Below are 25758 nucleotides of genomic sequence, written 5' to 3'. Positions count from 1 at the left end.
TCGTACAGGCGCGGGGGCACTTCAATGCGGCCGGGCCACGATGACCGATCGGTTCGCCGGGCACGGCCACCTTGTGGAGGCGCGCCAGCATTCCAGGCCGAGGCCCAGCGCTGCTACAGCTGCCCCTGGCACACGTACTTGATGTGCAGGTAGTCGTCGAGCCCGTGCACTGAGCCTTCGCGTCCGTAACCTGAGGCCTTGACGCCGCCGAAAGGGGCGGCCTCCGCGGCGAGCGCGCCTTCGTTGATACCGACGATGCCTGTCTCCAGCGCCTCGGCCACGCGCCAGATCCGGCGGACATCGGTCGAGTAGAAGTAGGCCGCCAAGCCGAAGGGCGTGTCGTTGGCCGCCGCGATCACCTCGGCTTCGCTGTCGAAGCGCGTGATCGGCACCACCGGCCCAAAGGTCTCCTCGCAGCTGCAGGCCATGGTGGCATCGGCGTTCACCAGCACCGTGGGCGCGTAATAGTTCGGGCCCAGATCTACAAGACGCCTTCCGCCGGTGAGCACTTTGGCGCCCTTGGCGACCGCGTCCTGCACATGGCGCTCGATCTTCTCGACCGCGCGCGCATTGATCATCGGACCGATCTGCGAGCCCGGCTCGCTCGCCGGGCCCACCTGGAGCGCACCGACGCGCCCGGCCAGCTTGTCGGCGAAGGCGTCATGCAGGCGCTCGTGCACGAACACGCGGTTCGGGGAGACGCAGGTCTGCCCGCCGTTGCGGAACTTGGCAGCCATCAGGCCTTCCACCGCGGCGTCGAGGTCGGCATCGTCGAAGACGATGAAGGGCGCATTGCCGCCGAGCTCGAGCGAGAGCTTCTTCAGCGTGTCGGCCGAGCGGCGCGCCAGGTGCTGGCCCACCGGCGTGGAGCCGGTGAAGCTGATCTTGCGCACGCGCGCATCGTCCAGCCACACGTCCACCACCTCGGGCGTGCGTTCGCGCGAGGCAGTGACGATGTTGATGACCCCCGCCGGCACCCCGGCCTCCTGGGCCAGCTTGACCAGGGCCAGCGATGTCAGCGGCGTGTCCTCGGCCGGCTTGCACACCACGGTGCATCCGGCCGCGAGCGCCGGCGCGATCTTGCGCGCGATCATTGCGGCCGGGAAGTTCCACGGCGTGATGGTGGCGACCACGCCCACCGGCTCCTTCAGCGCGAACATGCGCCGTCCCGGCACCGGCGCGGGGATCACCTCGCCATTGGCGCGCGTGGCTTCCTCGGCAAACCACTCGATGTAGCTGGCGGCATAGGCCACCTCGCCCCGGCCCTCGGCCAGCGGCTTGCCCTGCTCGCGCGAGATCAGCCGGCCCAGGTCCTCCTGGTGCGCCATCACCAGGTCGTTCCAGCGCTTGAGGATGCGGGCGCGCTGCTTGGCGGGCACGGCGCGCCAGGCCGGGAAGGCGGCATGCGCGGCATCGACGGCCGCGCGTGCGTCGGCGGCCGTGCCGTCGGGCACGCTGGCGAAGACGGCGCCGGTGGCAGGGTCGGTGACGTCGAGGCGGCGTTCGTCGCTCGCCGCGCGCCATTCGGCGCCGATGAGGTGGGTGCCGGGCATCAGGTCCTGGCGTTCGAGGGTCAGTGTCATGGTGTTTGTCATGGGGGTTTCAGGCTGCGCTCACACGCTCGGCAATCGCGATGCCGAGTTCGGTGGTGGATGCAGTGCCGCCGAGGTCGCGCGTGCGCGGGCCCTCGCGCAGCACCGCCTCGATGGCGCCGAGGATCGCATCGTGGGCGGCGCGGCCCGCGCCCTGCCCTTGGGTGAGGAAGTCCAGCATCAGCGCCCCCGACCAGATCATCGCGATCGGGTTGGCGATGTTCTGGCCGTAGATGTCGGGCGCCGAGCCGTGCACCGGCTCGAACAGCGACGGGAACCTGCGGTCCGGGTTGAGGTTGGCCGAAGGCGCGAGGCCGATGGTGCCGGTGGTCGCGGGGCCGAGGTCGGAGAGGATGTCGCCGAACAGGTTGCTCGCCACCACCACGTCGAAGCGCGTGGGCTGCAGCACGAAGCGCGCGGACAGGATGTCGATGTGCTGCTTGTCGACCGTCACCTCGGGGTAGTCGCGGCCGATCGCGTCGGCGCGGCCGTCCCACCAGGGCATGCTGATCGCGATGCCGTTGCTCTTGGTGGCCACCGTCAGGTGCTTTCTCTTGCGCGCCTGGGCGAGTTCGTAGGCGTACCTCAGCACGCGGTCGGTGCCGTGGCGCGAGAACACCGATTCCTGGATCACGATCTCGCGCTCGGTGCCCTCGTACATCACGCCGCCGAGCGAGGTGTATTCGCCCTCGGTGTTCTCGCGCACCACGAGGTAGTCGATGTCGCCGGGCTGGCGGCCCGCGAGCGGGCAGGGCACGCCTTCGAACAGGCGCACCGGGCGCAGGTTGATGTACTGGTCGAATTCGCGGCGGAACTTCAGAAGCGACCCCCACAGCGAGACGTGGTCCGGCACGGTGGCGGGCCAGCCGACGGCGCCGAAGTACAGCGCGTCGACGCCCTTCAGTTGTTCCTTCCAGTCGTCCGGCATCATCTGGCCGTGCGCGGCGTAGTAGTCGCAGCTGGCCCAGTCGATGGTGCGGCAGTCGAGCTCGAAGCCGAAGCGCGCCGCCGCGGCCTGCACCACGCGCAGGCCCTCGGGCATCACTTCCTTGCCGATGCCGTCGCCGGCGATCAGTGCGATGCGGAAGGTGGGTGTCATCTCGGTTTTCCTCATGATGCTGCTGCAGCCCTGCGGTCCATGTCGTCGAGCCAGCCCTGGCGCAGCTCGGGCACCGAACGGGCCAGCAGTTCGTAGTAGGGGTGGTGCGGCCCGCGCTCGTAGTCGCAGCGCGCCACCTGCGCGAGCTTGCGGCCGTGCTGCATCACGACGATCTCGTCGCACACCGCGCGCACCGTGTGCAGGTCGTGGCTGATGAACAGGTAGGACACGCCGAGCTCGCGCCGCAGCTCCGCCATCAGGTCCAGCACCGCCGCGGCGACCACCGTGTCGAGCGCGGAGGTCACCTCGTCGCAGAGGATCAGGTCCGGCTCGGCCGCGAGCGCGCGTGCGAGGTTGACGCGCTGCTTCTGCCCGCCCGAGAGGCCGCCCGGCAGGCGCCCGGCCACCGAGTGCGGCAGCTGCACGAGCTCCAGCAGTTCGCGGATGCGGCGTTTCAGCGGCTCGCCGCGCATGCCCTTGTAGAACTCGAGCGGGCGCGCCAGGATGCGCTCGATGGTCTGCGAGGGATTGAGCGCGGTGTCGGCCATCTGGAACACGATCTGGATGCGGCGCAGCTCGTCGCGGTCGCGCTGCTGCAGCGTCGGCTTGAGCTCGCGGCCGCGGAACAGCACGCTGCCGTGGCTGGGCTTGAGCAGGCCCGCCACCGCTCGCGCCAGCGTGGTCTTGCCCGAGCCCGACTCGCCGATCACGCCGATCGCCTGGCCGCGGTGGAGCTTCAGGTCGATGTCCTGCAGGATCGGCATGGCCGGACGCCCCTGCGCATCCACCGGGCCGTAGCCGGCCGAGAGCTGCTGCACATGGAGCAGCAGCTCGGGGTCGTCGTTCGCTGCCTTGCCCGATTCGCGCGTTGCCGGCCGGACGGCGGCCAGCAGGCACTTCGTGTAGTCGTCCACCGGTGCCGAGAGGATCTGCCCGGTCGCGTTCAGCTCACGCATTTTTCCGTCGCGCAGCACCAGGATGTGGTCCGCCATCTGCGCCACCACGGCCAGGTCGTGACTCACGTACACCGCGGTGGCGCGGCGCTCGCGCACCACGCGGCGGAAGGCGCGCAGCACCTCGATCTGCGTGGTCACGTCGAGCGCGGTGGTCGGCTCGTCGAGGATCACGAGCTCGGGGTCGCCGATCAGCGCCATCGCCGCCATCAGCCGCTGCAGCTGGCCGCCGGAGACCTGGTGCGGATAGCGCGCGCCGATGGTTTCCGGATCGGGCAGCGCCAGCTCGCGGAAGAGCTGCACCGCCTTCGCCTCCGCCTCGGCCCGCTTGCACAGGCCGTGGATCACGGTCGGCTCGACCACCTGGTCCATGATCGTGCGCGAGGGATTGAAGGAGGCGGCCGCGCTCTGCGCGATGTAGGAGACCGTGCGGCCGCGCAGCGCGCGCTGCTGCGCCGCATCGAGCGCCAGCACGTCGGTGCCGCCGATCTGCACCCGGCCGGCCGAGATGCGGCAGCCGTGGCGCGCATAGCCCATCAGCGCCAGCGCGGTGGTGGTCTTGCCGGAGCCCGACTCGCCGATCAGCGCCAGCACTTCGCCGGGCTGCACGGAGAAGCTCAGGCTGTCGACCAGCGTGTTCGCGCCGGCGCAGATGCTCAAGCCCTGGACGGTGAGTGGTGCGCCCATCAGCGTGCTCCTCTTTCGCGGGCAGTGCGGCCCGGCAGGTTGTCGATGACGAGGTTGACCGCGATGGTCAGGCTCGCGATGGCCAGCGCCGGCACGATCACCGAGGCGCCGCCCATGGCCAGCGCGCCGATGTTCTCGCGCACCAGCGAGCCCCAGTCGGCCGCCGGCGGCTGGATGCCCAGGCCGAGGAAGCTCAGGCTCGCCAGCAGCAGCACGACGTAGACGAAGCGCAGGCCCAGGTCGGCCAGCATCGGTCCGACGATGTTGGGCAGGATCTCGCGCAGCATGATGTAGAGCGTGCCTTCGCCGCGCGTGCGCGCCACGGTCACGTAGTCGAGCGCGTTGATGTTGACGGCCAGCGAGCGCGCCATGCGGTAGGCGCCCGGCACGTAGATGATGCCCGCCGTGACGACCAGCATCGGCACCGAGGAGCCGAAGCCCGCCACCATGATGAGCGCGAACATCTTGCTCGGGATCGCGGTCAGCGTGTCCAGGCCGCGGCTGAGCACCGCGTCGATCCAGCGGCCGCTGGCGGCGGCCAGCAGCGCCAGCGTGGTGCCGGTGCCGCTGGCCAGCAGCGTGGCAAACAGCGCGACGCCGATCGTGTAGCGCGCCCCCTCGATGATGAGTGCCAGCATGTCGCGGCCCAGGTAGTCGGTGCCCAGCCAGTGCTTCGCGCTGATCGGCGCGAAGACGTTCGAGGTGCCCATGGCCGCCGTGCTGTGCGAGAGCAGCCAGGGGCCGAGCAGCGCTGCGAGCAGCCAGAACAGCAGTACCGCGAGGCCGAGCAGGCCGGAGGGGCCGAAGCCGCCGAGCCGGCGCAGCGGGTTGCTTCGACGCTCGGGTGGCGGGGCCGCGACGGAAGCCATGGCGTTCACGGCCGAGGTGGAGGTGGAGGTGGAGGTGGAGGTTTCCATGGAACTGGCCTCAACGGTGCCGCAGCCGCGGGTTGGCGAGGATGCCGCAGATGTCGGCCGTCGTCACCAGGATCAGGTAGGCGCAGCAGAAGATCATGGCGCAGGTCTGCACCAGCGGCATGTCGCGCTGCGAGACGCCGTCGACCATCAGCTTGGCGATGCCCGGGTAGTTGAAGATGGTCTCGACGATGATCACGCCGCCGAGCAGGTAAGACAGGCTCAGCGCCACGGCGTTGGCGATCGGCCCTACCGCATTGGGCAGCGCATGCGCCAGCACCATGCGCATCGGCGAGGCGCCCTTGAGCCGCACCATCTCGATGTAGGGCGCCTCGAGCTGGTCGATCACCGCGGCGCGGGTCATGCGCATCATCTGCGCGACGATCACGCAGCACAGCACCAGCACCGGCATGGCGAAGGCGCGCAGCAACTGGCCCAGCGACTCGATGTCGTTGACGAAGGAGAGCGCCGGCAGCCAGCGCAGCTGGACCGCGAAGACCAGCACCGCGAGGGTTGCGACCAGGAACTCCGGCACCGACACCACGCCCACCGCCGTCGTCGAGGCGGCGCGGTCGAACCAGGAGCCGCGCCACACCGCCGAGGCGATGCCGAGCGCGAGCGCGATCGGCACCGAGAACAGGGCCGTCACCGCCGCGAGCAGCAGCGAATTGGGCAGCCGGCTGGCGACCAGCTCGGCCACCGGCATCTGCGTCGTGGCCGAGCGGCCGGGGTCGCCCGTCACCATACCGAGAAGCCACTTCGCGTAGCGTTGGGGCGCCGGCACGTCCAGGCCCATCTGCGCGCGCAGCGCGGCGACCGCCTCGGGCGTGGCGTCCTGGCCGAGCTGCTCCTGCGCGGCATCGCCGGGCAGCACCGCGGTGATCGAGAAGACGATCACCGACACCGCCAGCAGCGACAGCAGCGCCAGCGCGATGCGCTGGGCGAGAAGCTTCAGGATTACATGGTTCATCTCGGTGCTCCTTGGCGCTTTGCGCCGTTCGCGACAGATGGAACCGACGCCGCCCGTTCGGGAAACGCCGCGGAACCGGCGTTGATGGGCCGCTGGTGTTGCCTCCGGTGAGAGAATTGACAGCGCGCGGAGTGCGCCAAGCCTGGGGAAGAGTTCATGCTCAGGCCTCGAGCCAGACGTTTTCGGCGAAGTTGTAGCCCATCAGGCCGCCAACCGGGATCGGCGACAGGCCCTTGAGCTTGGACGTATGGCCGTCAATGCTCGCGAGGAACATCGGGATGCCGATGCCGGCGTCCTGGTGGATCATGGTCTGCATGTCGGCGTACATCTGCTTGCGCTTGGCCAGATCGGTTTCGGCGCGCGAGGCGAGCAGCAGCTGGTCGAACTTCTCGCTCTTCCAGCGCGACTCGTTCCAGGCCGCACCCGACTGGAAGAACTGCGTCAGCAGCACATCGGCGCTCGGGCGCGGGTTGACGTTGCCGAATCCGACATGGCTGTTGAGCCAGTGGTTCGACCAGTAACCGTCGGCCGGCATGCGCTTAAGCTCGAGTTCCAGCCCGGCGCGTTGTGCGGTTTGCTGCAGCATCAGCGCGATCTCCACCGAATAAAGCGCTGCCGGCGATGCCACTACCGGCACCTTGCCCGTGACGCCAGCCTTCTTGAAATGGAACTTGGCCTTGTCAAGATCGAAAGGACGCTGCGGCAGGCCGGCAAAATGGAACCGGTTGGTCGGGTCGATCGGCTGGTCGTTGGCAACCACCGCGTAGTCGAGCGCAATGGTCTTCTTCATTTGCTCGCGGTCGAACAGGTGCTTCATCCCAAGCACGAAGTCCGCATTGGTGCCGGGACCCACGTCCTTGCGCATCACGAGATCGGAGTACTGGCCGGACTGGGTGACGAAGATGCCGAAGCCGGGCGTGCCCTTCACGCGCTCGACCGAGCGCGGATTGACTGAGCCCACAAGGTCCATGCCGCCCGACAGCAGCGCGTTGACGCGCGCGCTCTCGTCGCCGATGCCAACGAACTCGATCTCGTCCAGATAAGGCTTTCCGGGCTTCCAGTAGGCGTCGTTGCGCACCACCAGCGAACGCACGCCGGGCTTGAACTCCTTGAGCTTGTAGGGGCCGGTGCCGATGCCGGCGTTGAAGTCGGTGGTGCCTTCCTTGACGATCTGGAAGTGGAATGTGCCCAGGATCACCGGCAGGTCGGCGTTCGGCGCGCTCAGCACGAAGGTCACTTCGTTCGGGCCGGTGGCCTTGGCGCTGTCGATCTGGTCGGCGAGCACCTTGGCCTTCGACGCCGTGGCCGGGTCCTTGTGGCGCATGACCGAGAACACCACGTCGGCCGGCGAGAGCGGCTTGCCATCGTGGAAGGTCACGCCCTTGCGCAGCGTGAAGACCCAGGTCTTGGCATCCTTGGTGGCGAACGATTCGGCCAGCGCGGGCTGCGGCGTCAGGCTGCCGTCCAGCGAGGTGAGGCCGTTGTAGATCATGTTGCAGCGCGAGTAGTCGGTCTGGTTCGACTGCTTGGCCGGGTCGAGCGTGTCAGTGGCAGCAGCAGTCGCGCCGGCCACGCGGATGCGGCCGCCCTTCCTGGGCGTCTGCGCATGCGCGGACATCGCCGCGCCCGCAATGCCGCCGGCCAGCGTGGCCTGCATGCCGCCGGCCATCAGCATCGCGAGGATGTCGCGCCGCGAGGCGCCGCGCTTCAGCGACTCCATCACGCGAAGGCTTTCGCCGGGACCGACGAGCTTCTCGAAGCTCTTGTTGCTGCTGCTGTTCATGGGGTTGTCTCCTCTTGGTGGGTCGATAAAAAAATGGCGCTCAGGCCAGCCTGTCCTTGAGCGTGTAGTAGAGGCCCACCGCCGGCAGGAACCACGGCGGGCCGAAGTGACCGGGGATCGCGGGCCAGTTGCGGCCCTGCCAGGGGTTGGCGAGCGCGTCTCCGCCCATCACGGCCGCCATGCGCTCGCCCATGTGCACCGACATCTGCGTGCCGTGGCCGCTGTAGCCCATCGCGTAGTAGAGGCCATTGCGTTCGCCGGCGTGCGGCAGGCGGTCTTGGGTCATGTCGACCAGGCCGCCCCAGCAGTAGTCAAGCCGCACGTTGCCGAGCTCCGGGAAGATCTGGGCAAGCCCTACGCGCAGGATCTCGCCGCTGGCGGCATCCGATTGCGGGCTGGAGATCGCGAAGCGTGCTCGCCCGCCGAACACCAGCCGGTGGTCGGCGGTGAGCCGGAAGTAGTGGTGGATGTTGGCCACCGTCACGTAGGTGCGCCGCGCCGCGAGCAGGGCCTGCGCGCGCTCGGCGCCGAGCGGCTCGGTGACGACGATGAAGCTGCCGATCGGCACGATGCGGCGGCGCAGCCAGCCGAAGCTGCCGTAGCCGCCGTGGCGCGTGGCGCCGGTGGCCAGCAGCACCTGCTGCGCGCTGACGGTGCCGCGCCCGGTTTGCAGCCGATGCGCATGGCTTCGGCCCGCGCGTTCGAGACGACTCACGCCGGTGCCGGTATGGATCTGAGCACCGTTGCGCTCGGCCGCCGCGGCCAAGCCCTGGGCGAAGCGGCCCATGTGCATCTGGCCGCTGCGCTTGTAGAGAAGGCCGCCGTGGAACTGGTCGCTCTGCACTTCGGCGCGCACGCTGGCTGCATCGAGCACCTCGACATCGGTGTCGACGCCGTCGCGGACCAGGCGCTCGGCGCTGCGCTCCAGCGCGGCCATCTGGTTCGGACGTGTGGCGAGCTTGAGCTTGCCGTGGCGCAGGAAGTCGCAGGCAATGCCCTCCTCGCGCACCAGCTGCGCCACCGTGTCGACGGCGTCGTCATAGGCCCGGTACCAGGCTCGGGCACGTTCGGAGCCGAACTTTGCGGCCACCTCGGCATAGTCCACTGCGAGCCCGTTGTTGACATGGCCGCCGTTGCGGCCCGAGGCCTCGGCCGCCACGCGCTCGCCCGCCTCCAGCACCACGACCTTGGCACCACGCTTCGCGAGCGCCAGCGCCGCCGACAGGCCCGTGAAGCCGCCGCCCACGATCGCGACATCCACCTGCGCCGGCAGCTCGCACGAGCGCGGCACGAAGGCGGGCGCCGAATCGGTCCAGTAGGAGTCGAGCTTCATCGCGTACGGTGCTTGCAACGGATCAGAGACCGACCACGCCGGGGAGGCCGCCAATGTCCTTGATCTCGACGTAGCGGTAGGCCGGATTGCCCGGGCCGTGGCCGCGGTTGACGAAGACCTTGTTGACGATGCCCAGGTCGTCCGCCGACATCAGGTCGTAGCGCAGGCTGGAGGACACGTGCAGCACGTCCTCGGGGTTGCAGCCCAGCGAGTCGAGCATGTATTCGAAGGCCTGCAGCCGCGGCTTGTAGGCCTGGGCCTGCTGCGCGGTGTAGACGCGGTGGAAGGGCGCGCCGAGCAGCGCCACGTTCTTCTGGATCTGGCTGTCCGAGGCGTTCGAGAGGATCACCAGCGGAATCTCCTTGGCGATCTTGGCCAGGCCTGCGGGCACATCCTCATGAGGAGTCCAGGTCGGCACCGCGTCGTAGTACTTCTGCGCTTCGTGGTCGAAGTACTGGATCTTCCACTTCTTGCAAAGCCGGCGCACTGCGTTCTTCAGCACCACCTCGTAGGGCTGCCAGTCGCCCAGCACCTCGTCGAAACGGTAGGCCGTGAAGTCGGCGATGAACTGCTCCATCTGTTCGGCCGGAATGCGGTCAGCAAAGATGTCGCGCGTAAGTTCGCCCATGCGAAAGCGCGTGAGGGTGCCGTAGCAGTCGAAGGTGATGAATTTGGGACGGAAGCTCATGGTCTCTATTCCTTGAATGACAGATGAAAATGCGACAAGCTCATGACGAAGCGATTGCAGCACGCAGCAGTGCCGCGGGTGTACGGAAATGCGGCGCCCGGCACACGAAAGCTGCGGTTTGGAGGGGGTGCGGCGGCATGCCATGCGGTCCGCCCCTCGCGTGTGCAGCCACGCACCTCGGTGCGCTGCGCAGAAGTCGATAAGCACGCTTTTGAAGCGGCAGCGGCTGCGTCATGCTCAGGCCATGATCCACACCTTGCGCACGGTCTCGAGGGTGCGCCAGGTGCCGGTGTAGCCGGGCTTCATGATGAAGCAGTCCCCGGCCTTGTAGGTCACTGGGGGCTGTCCGTCCTCGGTGATCTCGACCACGCCGGACAGGATCAGGCAGAACTCCCAGGTCTCGCCCTTGATGGAGCGGTTCACGCCGGGTGTCGACTCCCACACGCCAGCGCGCACCTTGTCGTCCTTGGCGCTGTCGACGTCCCAGTTGCGGCACACGATGTCGCCTTCGATGACGCGTTCGGCCGGCGGCCGGTACTCGCGCGGTTCGCCGAGTTGGTCGAAGTTGAAGTTGATGAGCAGATTCTTTGACATGAAAAGTGGACTCTCAGGAGGGTGGAACACGACCCAGATGCTATGTTTGGGCGTTCCCGCGTGGGTGCCGAAGCCGATGCCGAAAACGGTGACAAATGCGCGATTGGCTGCGCGGCAAAGCGCAATCTGCTTGCGCGGGCAATGCGTGAGACTGCCGCCATCCGTTGGAGAAGTCGTTGCCTGCCACCAATGCCGGGCCGACCTTGGTGACGGCCTGCGTGATCGGGAAGTTCCAGTGCGCGATGGTCGCAACGACGCCGTAGGGCTCGCCGATCACCAAACCCAAGTGGTCGCTGCGGGTCGCCTCCACATCGCCGCCCAGCTTGTCTGCGCTTCTGCAAGGAATCTCAGGCAGTCGGCAGCGTAGGGAATGTCCACCGCCAAGACATCCTTGAAGGGCCGTGCTGAGCCCAAGGCTTCGATCCGGGCAAGCTCGTCGCTATGGGTCTCGATCAGGTCAGCCCAGCGCCGCAGTATCCGGGGGCGTGCACGGGCGCTCCCGTAACCCGGTCCGAAGTCTGGAATGCGGCCTGCGCATTGCTCACCGCGCAATCGATGATGGCTGCAGCAGCGATCGGTACCTCGGCATAGACCCTCCCATCGGATGGACGACGAACCTCCAGCACGTCACCCTCGCCATTGACCAGCACACCCCCGATGAAGTGTCCGTTCGGAAAGGAGGTCTTGTTGGGGCCGGAAATCAAGCATGTTCAAGTCCGGGTCGAAGCTTTGCATGGCGATCGATGCTAGGGAGATTGGCTCAGCATTTGTATGCGTAAGCAGGCCCGCCGCCGCAGCGAATTGCAAAACAGGCGCGCTTTGCAGGCGAAGCTTGCGAGTTGCGAAAGAGCGCGAATTCGGTCTGGCGAAAGGCGAGGATGTCGTCCAAGATGAGCTGCCCTTTTGCTCGCACGAAGACCTGCCGATGCCCGCCCAGACACTGAACGCACCCGCTCTCGACGGCGTGGTGCTGAGACCGATGACCGCTGCCGACCTGTCGCTCGCGCACGCGTTGACTACCGAGCTGCGCTGGCCGCACCGCCCCGCGGACTGGGCGCAGGTCTTCGCCCATGCCGCGGGCATCGTTGCCGAGCGCGACGGGGAACTGGTCGGCACCGCCCTACGCTGGCGGTGGGGCGATCGCCACGCCAGCATCGGCCTCGTGATCGTGTCGCCGGCCTGCCAGGGGCGCCGCCTCGGCCACCGGCTGATGAGCGCGCTGCTCGAAGAGCTCGAGGATTGCACGGTGCTGCTGCATGCCACCGCCGAAGGCCGAGGTCTTTACGAGCGCCTGGGCTTCGTGCGCACTGGCGAGCTGCGGCAGCACCAGGGCGTGGCCCACCCGGCGCCGCTGGTCGCGCTGCCCACGGGCTGGCGCCTGCGGCCCGCCGGCCAGAGCGAGGCGGCATCGCTGCAGGCGCTCGATGCCGCGGCACGCGGCATGCCGCGCGATGCGCTGATCGCGGACCTGCTCGCCGCGTCCGATGCCTGCGTGGTGCTCGACCACGACAACGCGCCGCGCGGCTTTGCGATGCTGCGGCGCTTCGGGCGCGGGCACGCGATCGGTCCGGTGGTGGCGCCCGATGCCGAAGGCGCGAAGGCGCTGATCGCGCACCTCGCCGGGATGAACGCTGGAAACTTCACGCGCATCGACATCGACTTCGCCAGTGGTCTGGCCGAATGGCTGGAGAGCATCGGCCTGCTGCGCGTGGATGCGCCGACGACGATGGTGCGCGGCGCGCCGCTCGCCACGCCGCCGGGCGGTCCCGCGCTGTTCGCGATCGTCACGCAGGCCGTGGGCTGAGTTCGATGGGCACGACCACCTTTCTCTACAAGTCCGATCCGGTGCGCGGCCGCCAGTGGGCCGAGGTGTTCGGACGCCGCGCGCCCGGGATCGACTTCCGCATCTGGCCCGACATCGGCGACCCGGCGCAAGTGCGTTTCCTAGCGGCCTGGGAGCCGCCGCCGAATCTGGCCGAGCGCTTCCCTAACCTGGAGGTGCTGTTCTCTTCCGGCGCCGGTGTCGACCAGTTCGACTTCGCGGCGCTGCCGCCGGACTTGCCGGTGGTGCGCATGGTCGAGCCCGGCATCGTGCAGGGCATGGTCGAGTATGTGACGCATGCGGTGCTCGGCCTGCATCGCGACATGCCGCGCTACCGGCGCCAGCAGCAGGAGGGCCAGTGGCGCCCGCTGCCGGTGCGGCCCGCGGGCGAGCGGCGCGTCGGCGTGCTCGGGCTCGGCTCGCTCGGCCAGGCGGTGCTGGCGCAGCTTGTCGGCCTGGGATTCGATTGCGCGGGCTGGAGCCGCTCGCGGCACGCAGTCGACGGCGTGCAATGCCATGCGGGCGCCGATGAGCTGCCGGCCTTCCTCGCGCGCACCGAGATCCTCGTGTGCCTGCTCCCGCTGACCGATTCGACGCGCGGCTTTCTCGATGCGCGGCTGTTCTCGATGCTGCCCGAAGGCGCGGACCTGGTGCATGTCGGGCGCGGGCCGCAACTCGTCGAAGCGGATCTGCTGGCCGCGCTGGCGAGCGGCCGCATCGGCGATGCCGTGCTCGACGTGACCGACCCCGAGCCGCTGCCGCCGGCGCATGCCTTCTGGCGCCATCCGAACATCCAGCTCACGCCGCACATCGCGAGCGTGACCCAGCCCTTGAGCGCGGCCGAGGTGGTGCTGGACAACCTGCGCCGCTTCGAGGACGGCGAACCGATGCTCGGCCTGGTCGATCGCGCGCGGGGATACTGAGGAGATGCAGGGACCTCAACGCGACAACGAGCAGCGCTGGGAGCAAGAGCGTGCGTGCTATCCGGCGTAGCAATCTCGACACCTTGGCGCGTGCGGCGACGCCGGCGTTTGCGGACGTATGATTCCGGCCCTCCAGCCCCATCCATGCTCCTGCGCCACGTATTGATCCGATTCCTGCTCCTGGCCGTGTTTTTCAACACGGCCATGGGCATGCCTGCGCACGAAGCAGTGCATCTGCAGAACGCCGCGGCAGCGGCGGCGGCACTGCCGGCCCCGCAGGCGAGCGACGATGCCGCGGAGCATGACCAGGAAGCGGATGGCGCGTGCGCGTGGTGCCTGGCCTACGCACATCTGGGCACGGCGCTGAGCTCGCCATCGGCCGCGCGTGCGCTGCCGGTGAACGCCGGTGTTCCACCACCGCGAGCACTGCTGGCCTTCGTCCCCAGCCCCGGCCATTGGCCTTTCGCCTCGCGCGACCCGCCTCGCCCCGTCGCCTGAAGCCCGCCGTTACGGCGGCAACTTCGCCCGCTCCGCAGTCCCGTCGCCCGGCGTGAGTTCACGTCTGGGCGGCGTGCGCCCCGGCCGCTGCCGGGCAAGACCCTGCGCGGTCCTTTCTGTCCTGCCGAGACTCCTCATGATTTCCATGCAACGCCCTGGGGCGAGTGCGCCCTTTCCTCTCGCCCTCGCGGTCGCAGCATTGTTCACCCACCCTGCGATCGCTCAATCTTCCGACTCCCCCGCGGAGACCAGCCAGTTGTCCACGGTCGAAGTGGTCGGCCGCACCGAGTCCGGCGCCTATCACGCCGACGAAGCGGCCGGCGCCAAGACCGACTTGCCGCTACGCGAGCTGCCCCAGTCGGTACGCATCGTCACGCGCCAGGCCATCGACGATCTCGGCGCGACCAAGCTCGACGACGTGCTCGACTACGTCGGCGGCGTCTCGCGCCAGAACAATTTCGGCGGCCTCTGGGACAACATCGCCATCCGCGGCCTGCCCGGCAACGAGAACACCGGCATGGCGACGCTGCTGAACGGCTTCTCCTCGAACCGCGGCTTCAACGCCCCGCGCGATCTGGCAGGCGTCGAACGCATCGAGTTCCTCAAAGGGACGGCGGCCGCTCTCTACGGCAGCAGCGAGCCTGGCGGAACGCTCAACATCGTGTCCAAGCGGCCGCTCTGGAAGGCGGCCCATTCCGTCGAAGGCTATCTCGGCAGCTACGGCCTCAAGCGCGGCGCGTTCGACAGCACCGGCCCGATCGGCGAGAACTTCGCCTACCGGCTCAACGTCGCAGTGGAAGACCGCGACAGCTTTCGCGACCACGTGAGCGCCGAGCGAGGCGTGATCGCGCCGGCTTTCACGTGGAAGCTCGGCCGCGACACTGTGCTGGAGTATTCGGGGGAGTTCCTGCGGCACGCCACGCCGCTGGACCGCGGCGTGGTCGCCATCAACAACCGCCTCGGCGCGATCCCGCGCAGTCGCTTTCTGGGCGAGCCCGCGGACGGCGACGTGACGGTGGAGAACCAGACCCACCAGTTCATCCTGACGCACGAATGGAACTCGGCGTGGCGCAGCCGGCTGGGCCTGTCTTACCGCGAGACTTCGGTGAACGGCTTCTCGACAGAGGCTTCGGCTCTGCGCGCAGACAACGCCACGCTCACGCGCCAGCGACGCTTCCGCGACTTCGACTCGGACGACATCACCTTGCAGGCCGAGCTGCAGGGCAACGTGAAGACCGGCGCCATCGAGCACGAGCTGCTGTTCGGCCTGGAGAGCTTCCGCTTCAGCATGGACTCGCTCATGCTGCGGGCCAATCCGACGACGGCTCGGCCCTATGCAATCAACATCTACAACCCGGTCTATGGCCAAGCCCAACCGGTGCCGGGGCGCAACACCGACACGCTGGAACACCAGCGCAACACCGCGCTCTACGTGCAGGACGCGATCAAGCTCGCGCCCGAATGGCGCCTGGTCGCCGGCGCGCGCGTGGACAACTACCGCCAGTCGCTCGAGAACCGCATCACCGGCACCACCGCCCGCCAGGATCCGTCGTCGACCTCGCCGCGCATCGGCTTCGCCTGGCTGCCGGCGCCGCAATGGACCGTCTACGCGAACGCCGGCCGCTCGTTCCGCCCCAACGTCGGTTCCGACTTCGCGGCCCAGGGCTTCGAGCCGGAAACCGGCCGCGCGCTCGAGCTCGGTACCAAGTGGGAAAGCGCGGACAAGCGCATGGGTGCGACCGCCGCGCTGTTCGACATCCGCAAGCGCAACGTGCTGACTGCCGACCCCGTCAACACCGGCTACTCGATGGCCGCCGGCGAGATCCGCAGCCGCGGCCTCGAATTCGACTTCGCGGGCCAGCTGACGACGAACTGGCGCCTCAATGCCAGCCTGGTGCTCAACGACGTGGAGATCGCGAAGGACAACACGCTGGAAGTCGGCGGTCGACTGCTCAACGTCCCCCGTGTCAACGGCAGCTTGCTCGCGGTCTACGAGAACGCGCTTGCCAACGGGCAGCGCTATGGCATCGGCGGCGGCGTCACGCACGTGGGCAAGCGGCTGGGCCAGGCCCGCACGCAGGCCGAAGCCGATGCCGCGACGCCCGCCTTCGATCTGCCGAGCTACACCACCGCCAAGCTGGTCGCCTACTGGCGCATCAACCCCAGCCTGCGCGCGACGCTGGACGTCGACAACCTGTTCGACACCACCTACTACAGCAGCTCTTACAGCCGCCTCTGGGTGACGCCGGGCACGGCGCGCACCATCACCATCGGCTTGCAAGCCAAGTTCTGAACGCGAGCGAATGCAGACCATGCCCTTGACCGACCTTCCACCGCCGCGCGCTGTGACCGCGCCCCATCCTGCCCTCGAAGCCGCCGGTGTGGTCGCCGGCTACGGTGCCCACACCATCCTGCACGGGTTGGACCTCAGGGTCGAAGCCGGTGAAATCTATGCGCTGCTGGGTGCCAACGGCGCCGGCAAGACCACCACGCTGAGCCTGTTCCTGGGCTTCGTGCAGCCCGGGCGTGGTCGCGTGCGCGTGAACGGCACCGACCCTGTGGCCGACCCGACGTCTGCGCGGCGCCAGCTCGCATACATCCCCGAGAACGTGGCGCTCTACGAGCATCTGAGCGCGCGCGAGAACGTGGCCTACCTGCTCGACCTCGCGGGACAGCGCGCCAGTGTGCAGGCGATCGACGAGGCCCTCGCATGCGCCGGCCTGGAAGCTGCGGCGCACGGGCGGCGCGTATCGGGGTTTTCCAAGGGCATGCGCCAGAAGGTGTCGATCGCGCTGGCGCTGGCGCGCAAGGTGCCGGCGCTGCTGCTCGACGAGCCCACCTCCGGCCTCGACCCGCAGGCCACGGCCGAATTCAACCGCCTGCTGGGGCTGCTGCGTGCACAGGGGGTGGCCATCCTCATGGTCACGCACGACCTGCTCAGTGCCGCCGACGTGGCGGATCGCATCGGCTTCATCGACGGTGGACGGCTGGTCGAAGAAGTCGCAGCGTCGGGCCCGGAGCGTTTCGATGTGCGCGCACTGCACCGGCGCTACGCCGGCCAGGAGGCGCAGCAATGAGCGCCGTGCTGCGCATCGCGCGCGAGGAGTGGCGCCTGCTGCGGCGCGACCGCGTTGCCGTGCTCGGGTTGACCTTGCTGCTGCTGCTGACGGCCGTGGCCGCATTCACTGCTTGGGAACAGCGCCGCACCACGGACGCCGAGCGCGCGCGTCACCAGACGCAGGTGGACCACGAGTTCGAGGCCCAGCCCGACCGGCACCCGCACCGCATGGTGCACTACGGGCACTTCGTGTTCCGGCCGCTGAATCCGCTGGCGGCTTTCGATTCCGGGGTGGATGCCTACACGGGCCACACGCTCTTCCTCGAAGGACATCGGCAGAACAGCGCCAACTTCGGCGACGTGCGGCAATCTTCGCTCCTGCTGCGCTTCGGCCAGCTCACGCCGGCCTTCGTGCTGCAGGTGCTGGCACCACTGCTGCTCGTCTTCGTGGGCCATGCGGTCCTGGCGCGCGAGCGCGAGTCGGGCACGCTGCGCATCCTGCTGGCCCAGGGCGCAAGACCGCGCCAGATCGCGGCGGGCAAGCTGCTGGCCCTCTGCGGCGTGGCCGCGCTGGCCCTGCTGCCGGCGCTGCTGGCGCTGACCTGGATCGGCGCGGCGACATCGGCCCCAGGGAGCTTGGTCGTCGCGTTGGCGGCGGGCTACGGGCTGTGGCTGCTGATCTGGGCCGTCGGCATCGCCGGCTTGTCGACGTGGTTCGCGCGCGGGCGCGATGCGCTGGTGGCATTGCTGGCGGTCTGGGCGGTCAGCGTCGTGCTCGTGCCGCGCCTGGCGCCCGAACTCGTGGCCTCATCCCTGGCACTGCCCACGCGCTTCGAGACTGACATCGCGGTGGCGCGCGACCTGGCGGAACTAGGCGACAGCCACGACCCCGATGATCCCTACTTCGCGGACTTCAAGAAGAAGGTGCTTGCGCAGTACGGCGTCTCGAAAGTCCAAGATCTTCCCGTCAACTACAAAGGCCTGCTGGGCATGGAGGGCGAGCGGCTGACCAGTGCGCTCTTCGAGCATTACGCCAACGCCGGCTTCGAGCGCCAGGACGCACAGTTGCGCCGGATCGACGCCTTCGCATGGTTGAGCCCGGTGATCGCGCTGCGGCGCCTCTCCATGGCCGCCGCAGGCACCGACCTGCAGAGCTACCGCAGCTTCGTCGAGCAGGCCGAGCACCATCGCTATCGACTGGTGCAGGAACTCAACCGGCTGCAGGCCGAGAAGCTCAGCTTCGCTGGCGACCGGTCCAGCCGCGACAGCCGCATCAGCCACGCGCACTGGCACGACTTTGCCGAGTTTCGCTACGAAGCCGCACCGCCCATCGACGCGCTGCGCCGTGCGGCGTCAGCCGCAGGTGTGCTGCTGCTCTGGCTGGCGATGCTCGCGGGTCTGTTGGGACTGGCAGCGCAACGCCTGGGAAGGATCAAGCGATGAGCTGGCTCGCCCATGAATGGCGCCTCCTGGCGCGCTCGAGACTCGCTGTGACTGCGCTGGCATTGCTGCTGGTTCTGTCGGCCGTGGCCGTCATTTGCGGCGCCCGCGAAGTCGCGCGCCAGCAGCAGACGATTGCGCGTCTGGCCGAGCTACAGCAACATGATCTGGCTGCGCATGCGCGCAAGTACACCCACGGCGGCGATCCCGGCTCCGCCGCCTATTACAGCTTCCATGGCACCTGGGATGCACCGTCTGCCACGGCCTTCCTTGCGCTCGGGCTGCGCGATGCCGCACCCTATGTGCTGCGCGTGCGCGCACTGGCGCTGCAGGCTCAACTGCACGAAGGAGAGAGTTTCAATCCCGAGCTGGCACTGGCCGGACGCTTCGACTTCGGTTTCGTGCTGGTGTACCTGGCGCCTCTGTTCGTGATCGCCTTGTTGTACGACCTCGTTTCGGGCGAACGCCGGTCGGGCCGGCTGGGTACGCTACTGGCGATGTCCGGCGCCGGTCGGCGCCTGTGGCTGCGCCGTGCAGGGCTGCGCGTGGCGCTGGTATTCGCTTGCCTCGTGCTGCCGGTGCTGGGCGCAGGGCTGAGCAGCGGCACCGCAACGACAGCCCTGGCCACGGCACTCCTGGTCACGGCGGCCTACCTGGCGTTCTGGGGCGGCTTGGCGCTGATCGTGGCGACACGAAGCGGAAGCTCTGCCGCCAACGCAACGGCGCTCATGGGCTGCTGGGCGGTGTTGACCTTGGTCCTGCCCACCATCGCCAACGCCGCGCTTGCGCGCGCCGTCCCGGTGCACCAGGGCGTGGAGCTGATGCTGGCGCAGCGCCAGGCCGTGCATGGCGCGTGGGACCTGCCACCAGAGGCCACGATGGAGAAATTCTTCCGCACGCATCCCGAATGGAAGCACACCGCGCCGCTGCCTTCGGGCTTTCACTGGAAGTGGTACTACGCCTTTCAGCAGCTCGGCGACGAGAGCGTGGCGCCGCAGGTGGCGGCTTATCGCGAAGGCTTGCTCGCGCGCCAGCGCTGGACCGCACGCCTGGGTTGGCTGCTGCCGGGCGTCGGTGTGCAGGCCGCGCTGCATCGCCAGGCCGATACCGATCTGCAGGCGCAGCTCGCGTATCAGGATCGCATCGCAGATTTCCACGCGCGGTTGCGGACCTACTACTACCCGTACTTGTTCGACGACGTGCGCTTCGGTCTCCGCGACTTCGCCGCCCAGCCGCGCTTCAGCCCTTCGGCCAGGTCCGCGGAGACACCTGCGGGTCAATTGCCGGGACTCGTGCTGATGGGCATATGGGCCTTGGTGCTGGGCGTGGCCGCCACCGGTCGAGTGCGACCGATGTGAACGCCCGTGACGTACGCGCGACGGCACGATCTGCTGTAGCGACTCGCACAACCGCAGCCTGCTTTGCGCAAGGCCCTCAATGCAGCACCCGCGCGAGGGGCACGCGGCCTAAGCTTTTGGACATCCAAAGGCCCGACCTCAGCCCCACCATGACACACCCCACCGCATTACCCCACCAAGCCGCGCTCGACGCGATCGACCGCGCGCATCTGATCCATCCCGTCTCGCCCTGGCGCGTGCACGAGCAGCGCGGCCCCACCGTGCTCGCCTCGGGACGCGGCGCGTGGCTCACCGATGCCAGCGGCCACGAACTGCTCGACGCCTTCGCCGGCCTCTGGTGCGTGAACGTGGGCTACGGACAGGAGAGCGTGGTGCAGGCCGCGGCCGAGCAGATGCGCCGCCTTCCCTATGCGACCGGCTACTTCCACTTCAGCAGCGAGCCGGCCATTCGCCTGGCAGAGAAGCTGGTGCAGATCACGCCGGCATCGCTGACCCGCGTGTACCTGACGCTCGGCGGCTCCGAGGCGATCGATGCCGCGGTGCGCTTCATCGTGCAGTACCACAACGCGATCGGCAAGCCGTCGAAGAAGCAGTTCATCGCGCTGGAGCGCGGCTACCACGGCTCCTCGTCCACCGGCGCCGGCCTGACCGCACTGCCGGCCTTCCACCGCGGCTTCGACCTTCCGCTGCCCACGCAGCACTACATCCCGTCGCCCTACGCGTATCGCCATGCGGACGGCGCCGACCCGCAGGCGCTGATCGCAGCATCGGTTGCCGCATTGCGCGCCAAGGTGGCCGAGCTGGGCGCGGACAACGTAGCCGCCTTCTTCTGCGAGCCGATCCAGGGCTCGGGCGGCGTCATCGTGCCGCCCAAGGGCTGGTTGAAAGCCATGCGCGAGGCCACGCGCGAGCTCGGCATCCTGTTCGTCGTGGACGAGGTCATCACCGGCTTCGGCCGCACCGGCCCCATGTTCGCGTGCGAGGCCGAGGGCGTGGAGCCCGACCTGATGACCATGGCCAAGGGCCTGACCGCCGGCTACGTGCCGATGGGCGCGACGATGATGTCGGAGCAGGTCTATGCCGGCATCGCCGACGGCGCGCCGGCCGGCGCATCGGTCGGCCATGGCGCGACCTATTCTGCGCACCCGGTCAGCGCCGCGGTCGCGCTGGAGGTGTTGCGCCTCTACGAGGAAGGCGGCGTGCTCGCCAACGGCCAGCGCGGCGCGGCCCATTTCGGGGCCGGGCTCGACGCGCTCTGCGCGCACCCGCTGGTGGGCGATGCGCGCCACCGCGGCCTGCTGGGTGCGTTGGAGCTGGTGAGCGACAAGGCGAGCAAGCGCGGCTTCGATGCATCGCTCGGCCTCGCCGACCGCATCTTCGCCATCGGCTACAGGAACGGCCTGGTGTTCCGCTCCTTCGGCGACCACATCCTCGGTTTTGCGCCTGCACTCACCTTCACCGAAGACGAGTTCGCCCAGATGTTCACGCGCTTGAAGAAGACGCTGGACGAGGTGCTGGCCGCGCCCGACGTGCGCGCCGCATTGGCCGGCTGAGCGCGCCTGCGCAAACCAGGACCGACGCACGCAGAATCGGGGCATCTCTCCTACCCGGCGCCGCCATGTCAGAAGCTTTCAAGATCGACCGACTCGATCTGCGCATCCTGGCGCAGCTGCAAAAGAACGGGCGCATGACCAACGTGGACCTGGCCGATGCAGTGGGCCTGTCGTCCAGCCCCTGCCTGATGCGCGTGAAGCGGCTGGAGCAGGCAGGCTACATCGCCGGCTACGGCGCGCACCTGCGGCTGGAAAAGCTCGGCGACACGCTGACCGTGTTCACCGAGGTCACGCTGCAGGACCACCACCGCGAGGACTTCGCACCTTTCGAGGCCGCGATCCGCGAGGTCGACGAGGTGCTCGAGTGCCACCTGATGAGCGGCGGCTACGACTACCTGCTGCGCTTCCTGACGCGAGGTGTGAACCACTACCAGGAAGTGATCGAGGAACTGCTCGAACGCAACATCGGCATCGCGAAGTACTTCAGCTACATCGTGATCAAGTCGCCCTTCATCAAGACGCATTGTCCGATCGGACGGCTGTTTCCCCACCCGCGCTGAGAGGCGCGCCTTCGTTCCGTCCATACCCGCCACTGCGCTGACGGGCGACTGGCGCAGCCGCGGTTGACGGGCGACTACCACACGTACTTGTTCAAAGAAATGCGCTTCGGTCCCGGCGACTTCGCCAGCCGAACGCTTCAGCCGGTCCACCCGGTCGGCGGAGACACCTGCGGGTCAAGCGCTGGGACTGGTGCTGATTGCGTACTGGCTTGGTGCTGGGGGCGCAACCGGTCGAGTGCGTCCGATGTGAAGGCCTCTGACGTATGCACGACGGCAGCATCTGCTTTGGCGAGTCGCACAACCGCAGTCTGCGTTGTGCAAGACCCTCATTGAAGCACCGGCGCGAGGGGTGTGCAGCCTAAACTTTTGGACATCCAAAGGCCCGACCTCAGCCCCATCATGACGCACCCCACCGCATTAACAAGCCTCCGTGGCCACGCCTTTACGGATGGCAATGAACACCCCTCACGTCTTTTCCAAAAGGCCGACTCCATGAACTCCTCCATCATCGAGCACCTCAGGAGCGCTGGCCGCCTGGATCGCATGTTCATTGGCGGCGAGTGGGTCGTGCCTCAGGGGCAAGCTCAAACCTCTGTCATCGATCCGTCGACGGAGGAGCCTGTCGCAGAGATCGCGCTGGGCAGTGCAAGAGATGTCGCTGCAGCCGTGGCTGCGGCGCGGGGCGCCTTCGCGACCTGGTCCGTGAGTTCTGCCCAGAGCAGGGCCTTGCTTCTCGATCGCGTCCACTCCCTGATCCTCGAGCGCGCAGAACTGTTCGCTCAGGCGATCTCGTTGGAGATGGGCGCTGCCATCGGCTTTGCGCGCAGCACACAGGTGCCGTCTGCGGCCGAGCACATCCGCGTGGCCCGCGACAATGCGCGCAGTTATGCGTTTGTCACCCATCGCGGGGACATGGCCATCATGCGCGAGGCCATCGGCGTGTGCGGCCTGATCACACCCTGGAACTGGCCGCTCTACCAAATCACCGCCAAAGTCGGCCCCGCCCTGGCAGCGGGATGTACGGTCGTCCTGAAGCCCAGCGAGCTGTCGCCCCTGAGCGCCTTGCTCTTTGCCGAGGTGATGCACGATGCCGGCATCCCGCCGGGTGTGTTCAATCTGGTGAATGGCAGCGGACCGGAGGTGGGCGCTGCCTTGGCGGAGCATCCCGACGTGGACATGATCTCGATCACCGGTTCGACGAGGGCCGGCGTCCTGGTAGCCCAAGCGGCGGCCCCGACAGTGAAGCGCGTGGCCCAGGAACTCGGCGGGAAATCTCCCAACGTGATCCTGCCGGATGCGGACCTCACGCGTGCCGTACCGGCAGGCGTGGCGGCCGGCTTCCGCAACGTCGGCCAATCCTGCAGCGCGCCGACTCGCATGATCGTGCCCCGCGCCCGCCTCCAGGAGGTCGAACGGATCGCGCTCGAAGCGGCATCCAGCATCGTCGTGGGCGATCCGCGTTCGCAGCAAACCACGCACGGCCCGGTGGCGAATCGCGCGCAGTTCAATCGGGTGCAGGAAATGATCGGCATCGGAATCGCCGAAGGCGCGCGGCTCATTTGTGGCGGCCTCGGGCGGCCAGAGGCTTTAAGCCGCGGCTTCTACTGCCGTCCGACCATCTTCTCCGCGGTGCAGCCTCGGATGCAGATCGCGCAGGAGGAGATCTTCGGGCCGGTGCTCGCGTTGATCCCCTACGACAGCGTGGACGAAGCTGTGGACATTGCCAACGACACCGTCTATGGCCTGGGCGCCCATGTGCAAGGCAAAGACCTTGCCGCAGCGCGCGCCGTCGCGGCGCGCATCCGCTCCGGGCAGGTGCACATCAATTATCCGGCCTGGAACCCCCATGCCCCCTTCGGTGGCTACAAGCGCTCGGGAAATGGCCGCGAATACGGCATAGAAGGTTTCGAGGAGTACCTGGAAACCAAGGCCGTTCTTGGCTTCCAGGATGCCTCGGCACCCAGTGCCATTTGACAGACTTTCAGTGAAAACATCGCGCATCGCGCAGGAGCAATCATGACCGTGGCCTTAGTGCTGCATCGCGCCGACGGCGCACCCGTTTCAACCTCCTTCCGCAGGACGGCGTTCGGCAAGGACGACCCCTTTCCGCGGCATCGGGAGATCGCGTGGGAAGGACCGGGTTCGATGAGCGCAGGCCGAATCAGCTTCATCGGTGAGCTCGAAGTCCCGAGCTTTCCCCACACCGAGACCATCGTCGTCATGGCCGGAGAGCTCAGCCTGACGGCGGCCGGCGCGACACCGCTCGTGCTCCGCCCCGGTGAAGGGGCCGTCATCGCCCGCGGCACGGCAGTTCGCATACTGGCCCGATCGCGCACGCTGTTCGTGTTCTGCGCCGCAGCGGCAGAGGGGCCGAACAACCCCGGCATCACGCCGCTGCGCGCCGGCAGCGTGCGGTTCGCAGCCCCTGATGGAAGCGTCCTGTCGGTGGGAACGGGCGATGCGCTGTTCGTACCCCAGGGCGCACCGATCGGATGGGAAAGCAGTGATCGCGTGGCGAAGTTCTACGTGGTCCAAAGCGTCCAGGCTTGAATCGACGAGCGAGATTCATCATGTCCCCTCCGCTGCACCATATCAACACTTCCCCCAAGCTGCCGGCCTCCGCTGACGTCGTCGTGATCGGCGGCGGCATCATCGGTGTCTTTACCGCCTACTACCTGGCCAAGCGCGGCGTTTCAGTCGCCTTGGTCGAAAAGGGCAGGATCGGCGCCGAGCAGTCGAGCCGCAACTGGGGCTGGTGCCGGCAGCAGAACCGCGACGCGCGCGAACTGCCCATGGCGAGCAAGAGCCTCGATCTCTGGGAACGATTTGCCGCCGAAAGCGGTGAAGACACGGGTTTTCATCGCTGCGGGCTCTTGTATCTCAGCAACGACGAGGCCGAGCTGTCTCGTTGGTCCAGCTGGCGTGATTTTGCGAAGACCGCCGGCGTGACGACCTACATGCTCAACAGCCGGCAGGCCGCGCAGCGCGGGCAAGCGACTGGCCGCGCCTGGAAAGGCGGCGTCTTCTCGCCCACCGATGGCACCGCCGATCCTGCCAAGGCTGCGCCGGCCGTGGCAGCCGCGCTCATCAAGCTCGGAGGCAGCGTTCATCAGAATTGCGCGGCCCGCGGCATCGAGACGGAAGGCGGACGGGTCAGCGGCGTCATCACGGAAGCCGGGGTCATCAAGACCAGGACCGCCGTGCTCGCCGGTGGCGCCTGGGCCTCCTCGTTCTGCCGGCAGCTCGGCATCCGTTTTCCCCAGGCCTCGATCCGCCAATCCATCCTGAGCGTGTCGCCTGTGGAGCATCGCTTGCCGGATGCCCTGTTTACGGCGGGCGTGTCCGTCACGCGCCGCAACGACGGACGCTACGCACTGGCCATCAGCGGCCGCGCACGCGTGGACGTGACGCCACAGTTCATGCGATTCGCCCCGCAGTTCGTGCCCATGTTCGCCAAGCGCTGGCGCAGCCTTCTTCCGGGAGGCCTGGAAGGCGTTCGCGGCGGCCACGAAACGCTGAAGCGGTGGCGGCTCGATGCGCCGACCCCGATGGAGCGGGTGCGCATCCTCGATCCGAAGCCCTGTTTGTCCACGGTCAGGGAGACCCACCGCCGCGCTGTCGAACTCCTGCCTGAACTGCGCGAAGCAAGGATCACGGACGCCTGGGCCGGCTTTGTCGATAGCACGCCGGATGGTGTTCCCGGCATCGGCGAAGTGCCGTCCATCCCGGGCTTCATCCTGGCTGCGGGCTTTTCGGGACACGGCTTCGGCATCGGTCCTGGCGCCGGCCACCTGATCGCGGACCTGGCCAGCGGTGCCGAACCGATCGTGGATCCCGTACCGTACCGGCCCGAGCGGTTCAGCGGCTCAGCATGGGGCAAGGTCGCTGATTTCTAGGCCGCGCACAGCATCGCGGTAACGGGCACCAAAGGCA

At 68.0% G+C, this 25758-nt stretch carries 22 protein-coding genes and 1 pseudogene; 12 read left to right on the top strand and 11 right to left on the bottom strand.

The genetic code is table 11. From position 1 onward, the window contains the following. Nucleotides 1-113: 113 nt before the first annotated feature. From ACSQ86_RS30740 to ACSQ86_RS30690, 11 genes and pseudogenes are all read right to left on the bottom strand, one after another. Nucleotides 114-1583 (bottom strand): NAD-dependent succinate-semialdehyde dehydrogenase, encoded by a 1470-nt coding sequence (locus tag ACSQ86_RS30740; protein ID WP_436307369.1) that lies wholly within the window; start codon nucleotides 1581-1583, stop codon nucleotides 114-116. A 19-nt stretch (nucleotides 1584-1602) separates the two neighbouring features. After that, nucleotides 1603-2691, bottom strand: a complete 1089-nt coding sequence (locus ACSQ86_RS30735; RefSeq protein ID WP_436310394.1) for a tartrate dehydrogenase — start codon at nucleotides 2689-2691, stop codon at nucleotides 1603-1605. 11 nt (nucleotides 2692-2702) lie between these two features. Further along, on the bottom strand, nucleotides 2703-4331 hold the full coding sequence (locus ACSQ86_RS30730; RefSeq protein ID WP_436310393.1) for an ABC transporter ATP-binding protein: 1629 nt from the start codon (nucleotides 4329-4331) through the stop codon (nucleotides 2703-2705). Beyond that, nucleotides 4331-5200, bottom strand: a complete 870-nt coding sequence (locus ACSQ86_RS30725; RefSeq protein ID WP_436306342.1) for an ABC transporter permease — start codon at nucleotides 5198-5200, stop codon at nucleotides 4331-4333. The genes ACSQ86_RS30730 and ACSQ86_RS30725 overlap by 1 nt, the downstream gene beginning before the upstream one ends. A 58-nt stretch (nucleotides 5201-5258) precedes the next feature. Further along, nucleotides 5259-6215, bottom strand: coding sequence for an ABC transporter permease (locus ACSQ86_RS30720; RefSeq protein ID WP_436295090.1), 957 nt, complete (start codon nucleotides 6213-6215; stop codon nucleotides 5259-5261). Between the two features lie 160 nt (nucleotides 6216-6375). Next, nucleotides 6376-7998 carry an ABC transporter substrate-binding protein gene (locus ACSQ86_RS30715; protein WP_436307372.1) on the bottom strand — a complete coding sequence of 541 codons (1623 nt, stop codon included), beginning with the start codon at nucleotides 7996-7998 and terminating at the stop codon, nucleotides 6376-6378. Nucleotides 7999-8038: 40 nt separating this feature from the next. After that, entirely contained in the window at nucleotides 8039-9331 is a 1293-nt protein-coding gene (locus tag ACSQ86_RS30710) for an NAD(P)/FAD-dependent oxidoreductase (protein ID WP_436310392.1), read from the bottom strand. 22 nt (nucleotides 9332-9353) lie between these two features. Beyond that, nucleotides 9354-10019, bottom strand: coding sequence for a haloacid dehalogenase type II (locus tag ACSQ86_RS30705; protein WP_436310391.1), 666 nt, complete (start codon nucleotides 10017-10019; stop codon nucleotides 9354-9356). 237 nt (nucleotides 10020-10256) lie between these two features. Continuing rightward, on the bottom strand, nucleotides 10257-10613 hold the full coding sequence (locus tag ACSQ86_RS30700) for a cupin domain-containing protein (protein WP_436307375.1): 357 nt from the start codon (nucleotides 10611-10613) through the stop codon (nucleotides 10257-10259). 40 nt (nucleotides 10614-10653) lie between these two features. Further along, nucleotides 10654-11165: pseudogene (locus ACSQ86_RS30695) on the bottom strand (aldehyde dehydrogenase family protein). Continuing rightward, nucleotides 11066-11317: a hypothetical protein gene (locus tag ACSQ86_RS30690; RefSeq protein WP_436307785.1), complete on the bottom strand. Its 252-nt coding sequence runs from the start codon at nucleotides 11315-11317 to the stop codon at nucleotides 11066-11068. Before ACSQ86_RS30690 ends, ACSQ86_RS30695 begins: the two are co-directional and overlap by 100 nt. 221 nt (nucleotides 11318-11538) lie before the next feature. On the opposite strand from ACSQ86_RS30690, the gene ACSQ86_RS30685 reads away from it, so the two are divergent. The 12 genes from ACSQ86_RS30685 to ACSQ86_RS30630 all read left to right on the top strand — a co-directional run bounded on the left by ACSQ86_RS30685 (nucleotide 11539) and on the right by ACSQ86_RS30630 (nucleotide 25721). Continuing rightward, nucleotides 11539-12417 carry a GNAT family N-acetyltransferase gene (locus ACSQ86_RS30685; protein WP_436310390.1) on the top strand — a complete coding sequence of 293 codons (879 nt, stop codon included), beginning with the start codon at nucleotides 11539-11541 and terminating at the stop codon, nucleotides 12415-12417. Between the two features lie 5 nt (nucleotides 12418-12422). After that, nucleotides 12423-13358 (top strand): 2-hydroxyacid dehydrogenase, encoded by a 936-nt coding sequence (locus tag ACSQ86_RS30680; protein WP_436307378.1) that lies wholly within the window; start codon nucleotides 12423-12425, stop codon nucleotides 13356-13358. A 144-nt stretch (nucleotides 13359-13502) separates the two neighbouring features. Further along, nucleotides 13503-13856 carry a DUF2946 family protein gene (locus tag ACSQ86_RS30675; protein ID WP_436307379.1) on the top strand — a complete coding sequence of 118 codons (354 nt, stop codon included), beginning with the start codon at nucleotides 13503-13505 and terminating at the stop codon, nucleotides 13854-13856. 136 nt (nucleotides 13857-13992) lie between these two features. After that, on the top strand, nucleotides 13993-16149 hold the full coding sequence (locus ACSQ86_RS30670) for a TonB-dependent siderophore receptor (protein ID WP_436307380.1): 2157 nt from the start codon (nucleotides 13993-13995) through the stop codon (nucleotides 16147-16149). 19 nt (nucleotides 16150-16168) lie between these two features. After that, nucleotides 16169-16933, top strand: a complete 765-nt coding sequence (locus ACSQ86_RS30665; RefSeq protein WP_436307381.1) for an ABC transporter ATP-binding protein — start codon at nucleotides 16169-16171, stop codon at nucleotides 16931-16933. Continuing rightward, nucleotides 16930-18357 (top strand): ABC transporter permease, encoded by a 1428-nt coding sequence (locus ACSQ86_RS30660; protein WP_436307382.1) that lies wholly within the window; start codon nucleotides 16930-16932, stop codon nucleotides 18355-18357. Before ACSQ86_RS30665 ends, ACSQ86_RS30660 begins: the two co-directional genes overlap by 4 nt. After that, the gene (locus tag ACSQ86_RS30655) at nucleotides 18354-19712 is read left to right on the top strand and encodes a DUF3526 domain-containing protein (protein WP_436307383.1); all 1359 of its coding nucleotides are present in this window, start codon (nucleotides 18354-18356) and stop codon (nucleotides 19710-19712) included. The genes ACSQ86_RS30660 and ACSQ86_RS30655 overlap by 4 nt, the downstream gene beginning before the upstream one ends. A 149-nt stretch (nucleotides 19713-19861) precedes the next feature. Further along, nucleotides 19862-21265: an aspartate aminotransferase family protein gene (locus ACSQ86_RS30650; protein ID WP_436310389.1), complete on the top strand. Its 1404-nt coding sequence runs from the start codon at nucleotides 19862-19864 to the stop codon at nucleotides 21263-21265. 65 nt (nucleotides 21266-21330) lie between these two features. After that, complete coding sequence (locus tag ACSQ86_RS30645; protein WP_436307385.1) at nucleotides 21331-21825, top strand: Lrp/AsnC family transcriptional regulator; 495 nt, start codon at nucleotides 21331-21333, stop codon at nucleotides 21823-21825. Between the two features lie 492 nt (nucleotides 21826-22317). Continuing rightward, on the top strand, nucleotides 22318-23799 hold the full coding sequence (locus ACSQ86_RS30640; protein WP_436307386.1) for an aldehyde dehydrogenase family protein: 1482 nt from the start codon (nucleotides 22318-22320) through the stop codon (nucleotides 23797-23799). Between the two features lie 42 nt (nucleotides 23800-23841). Then, nucleotides 23842-24375, top strand: coding sequence for a cupin domain-containing protein (locus ACSQ86_RS30635; protein ID WP_436296956.1), 534 nt, complete (start codon nucleotides 23842-23844; stop codon nucleotides 24373-24375). A 20-nt stretch (nucleotides 24376-24395) separates the two neighbouring features. Continuing rightward, nucleotides 24396-25721: an NAD(P)/FAD-dependent oxidoreductase gene (locus ACSQ86_RS30630; protein ID WP_436307387.1), complete on the top strand. Its 1326-nt coding sequence runs from the start codon at nucleotides 24396-24398 to the stop codon at nucleotides 25719-25721. Nucleotides 25722-25758 lie beyond the last annotated feature (37 nt).

Origin of the sequence: Variovorax sp. LjRoot130 (genome assembly GCF_964253755.1) — a bacterium.
Taxonomy (GTDB): Bacteria; Pseudomonadota; Gammaproteobacteria; order Burkholderiales; family Burkholderiaceae_C; genus Variovorax.
This window is presented reverse-complemented; position numbering and strand designations above follow the sequence as displayed.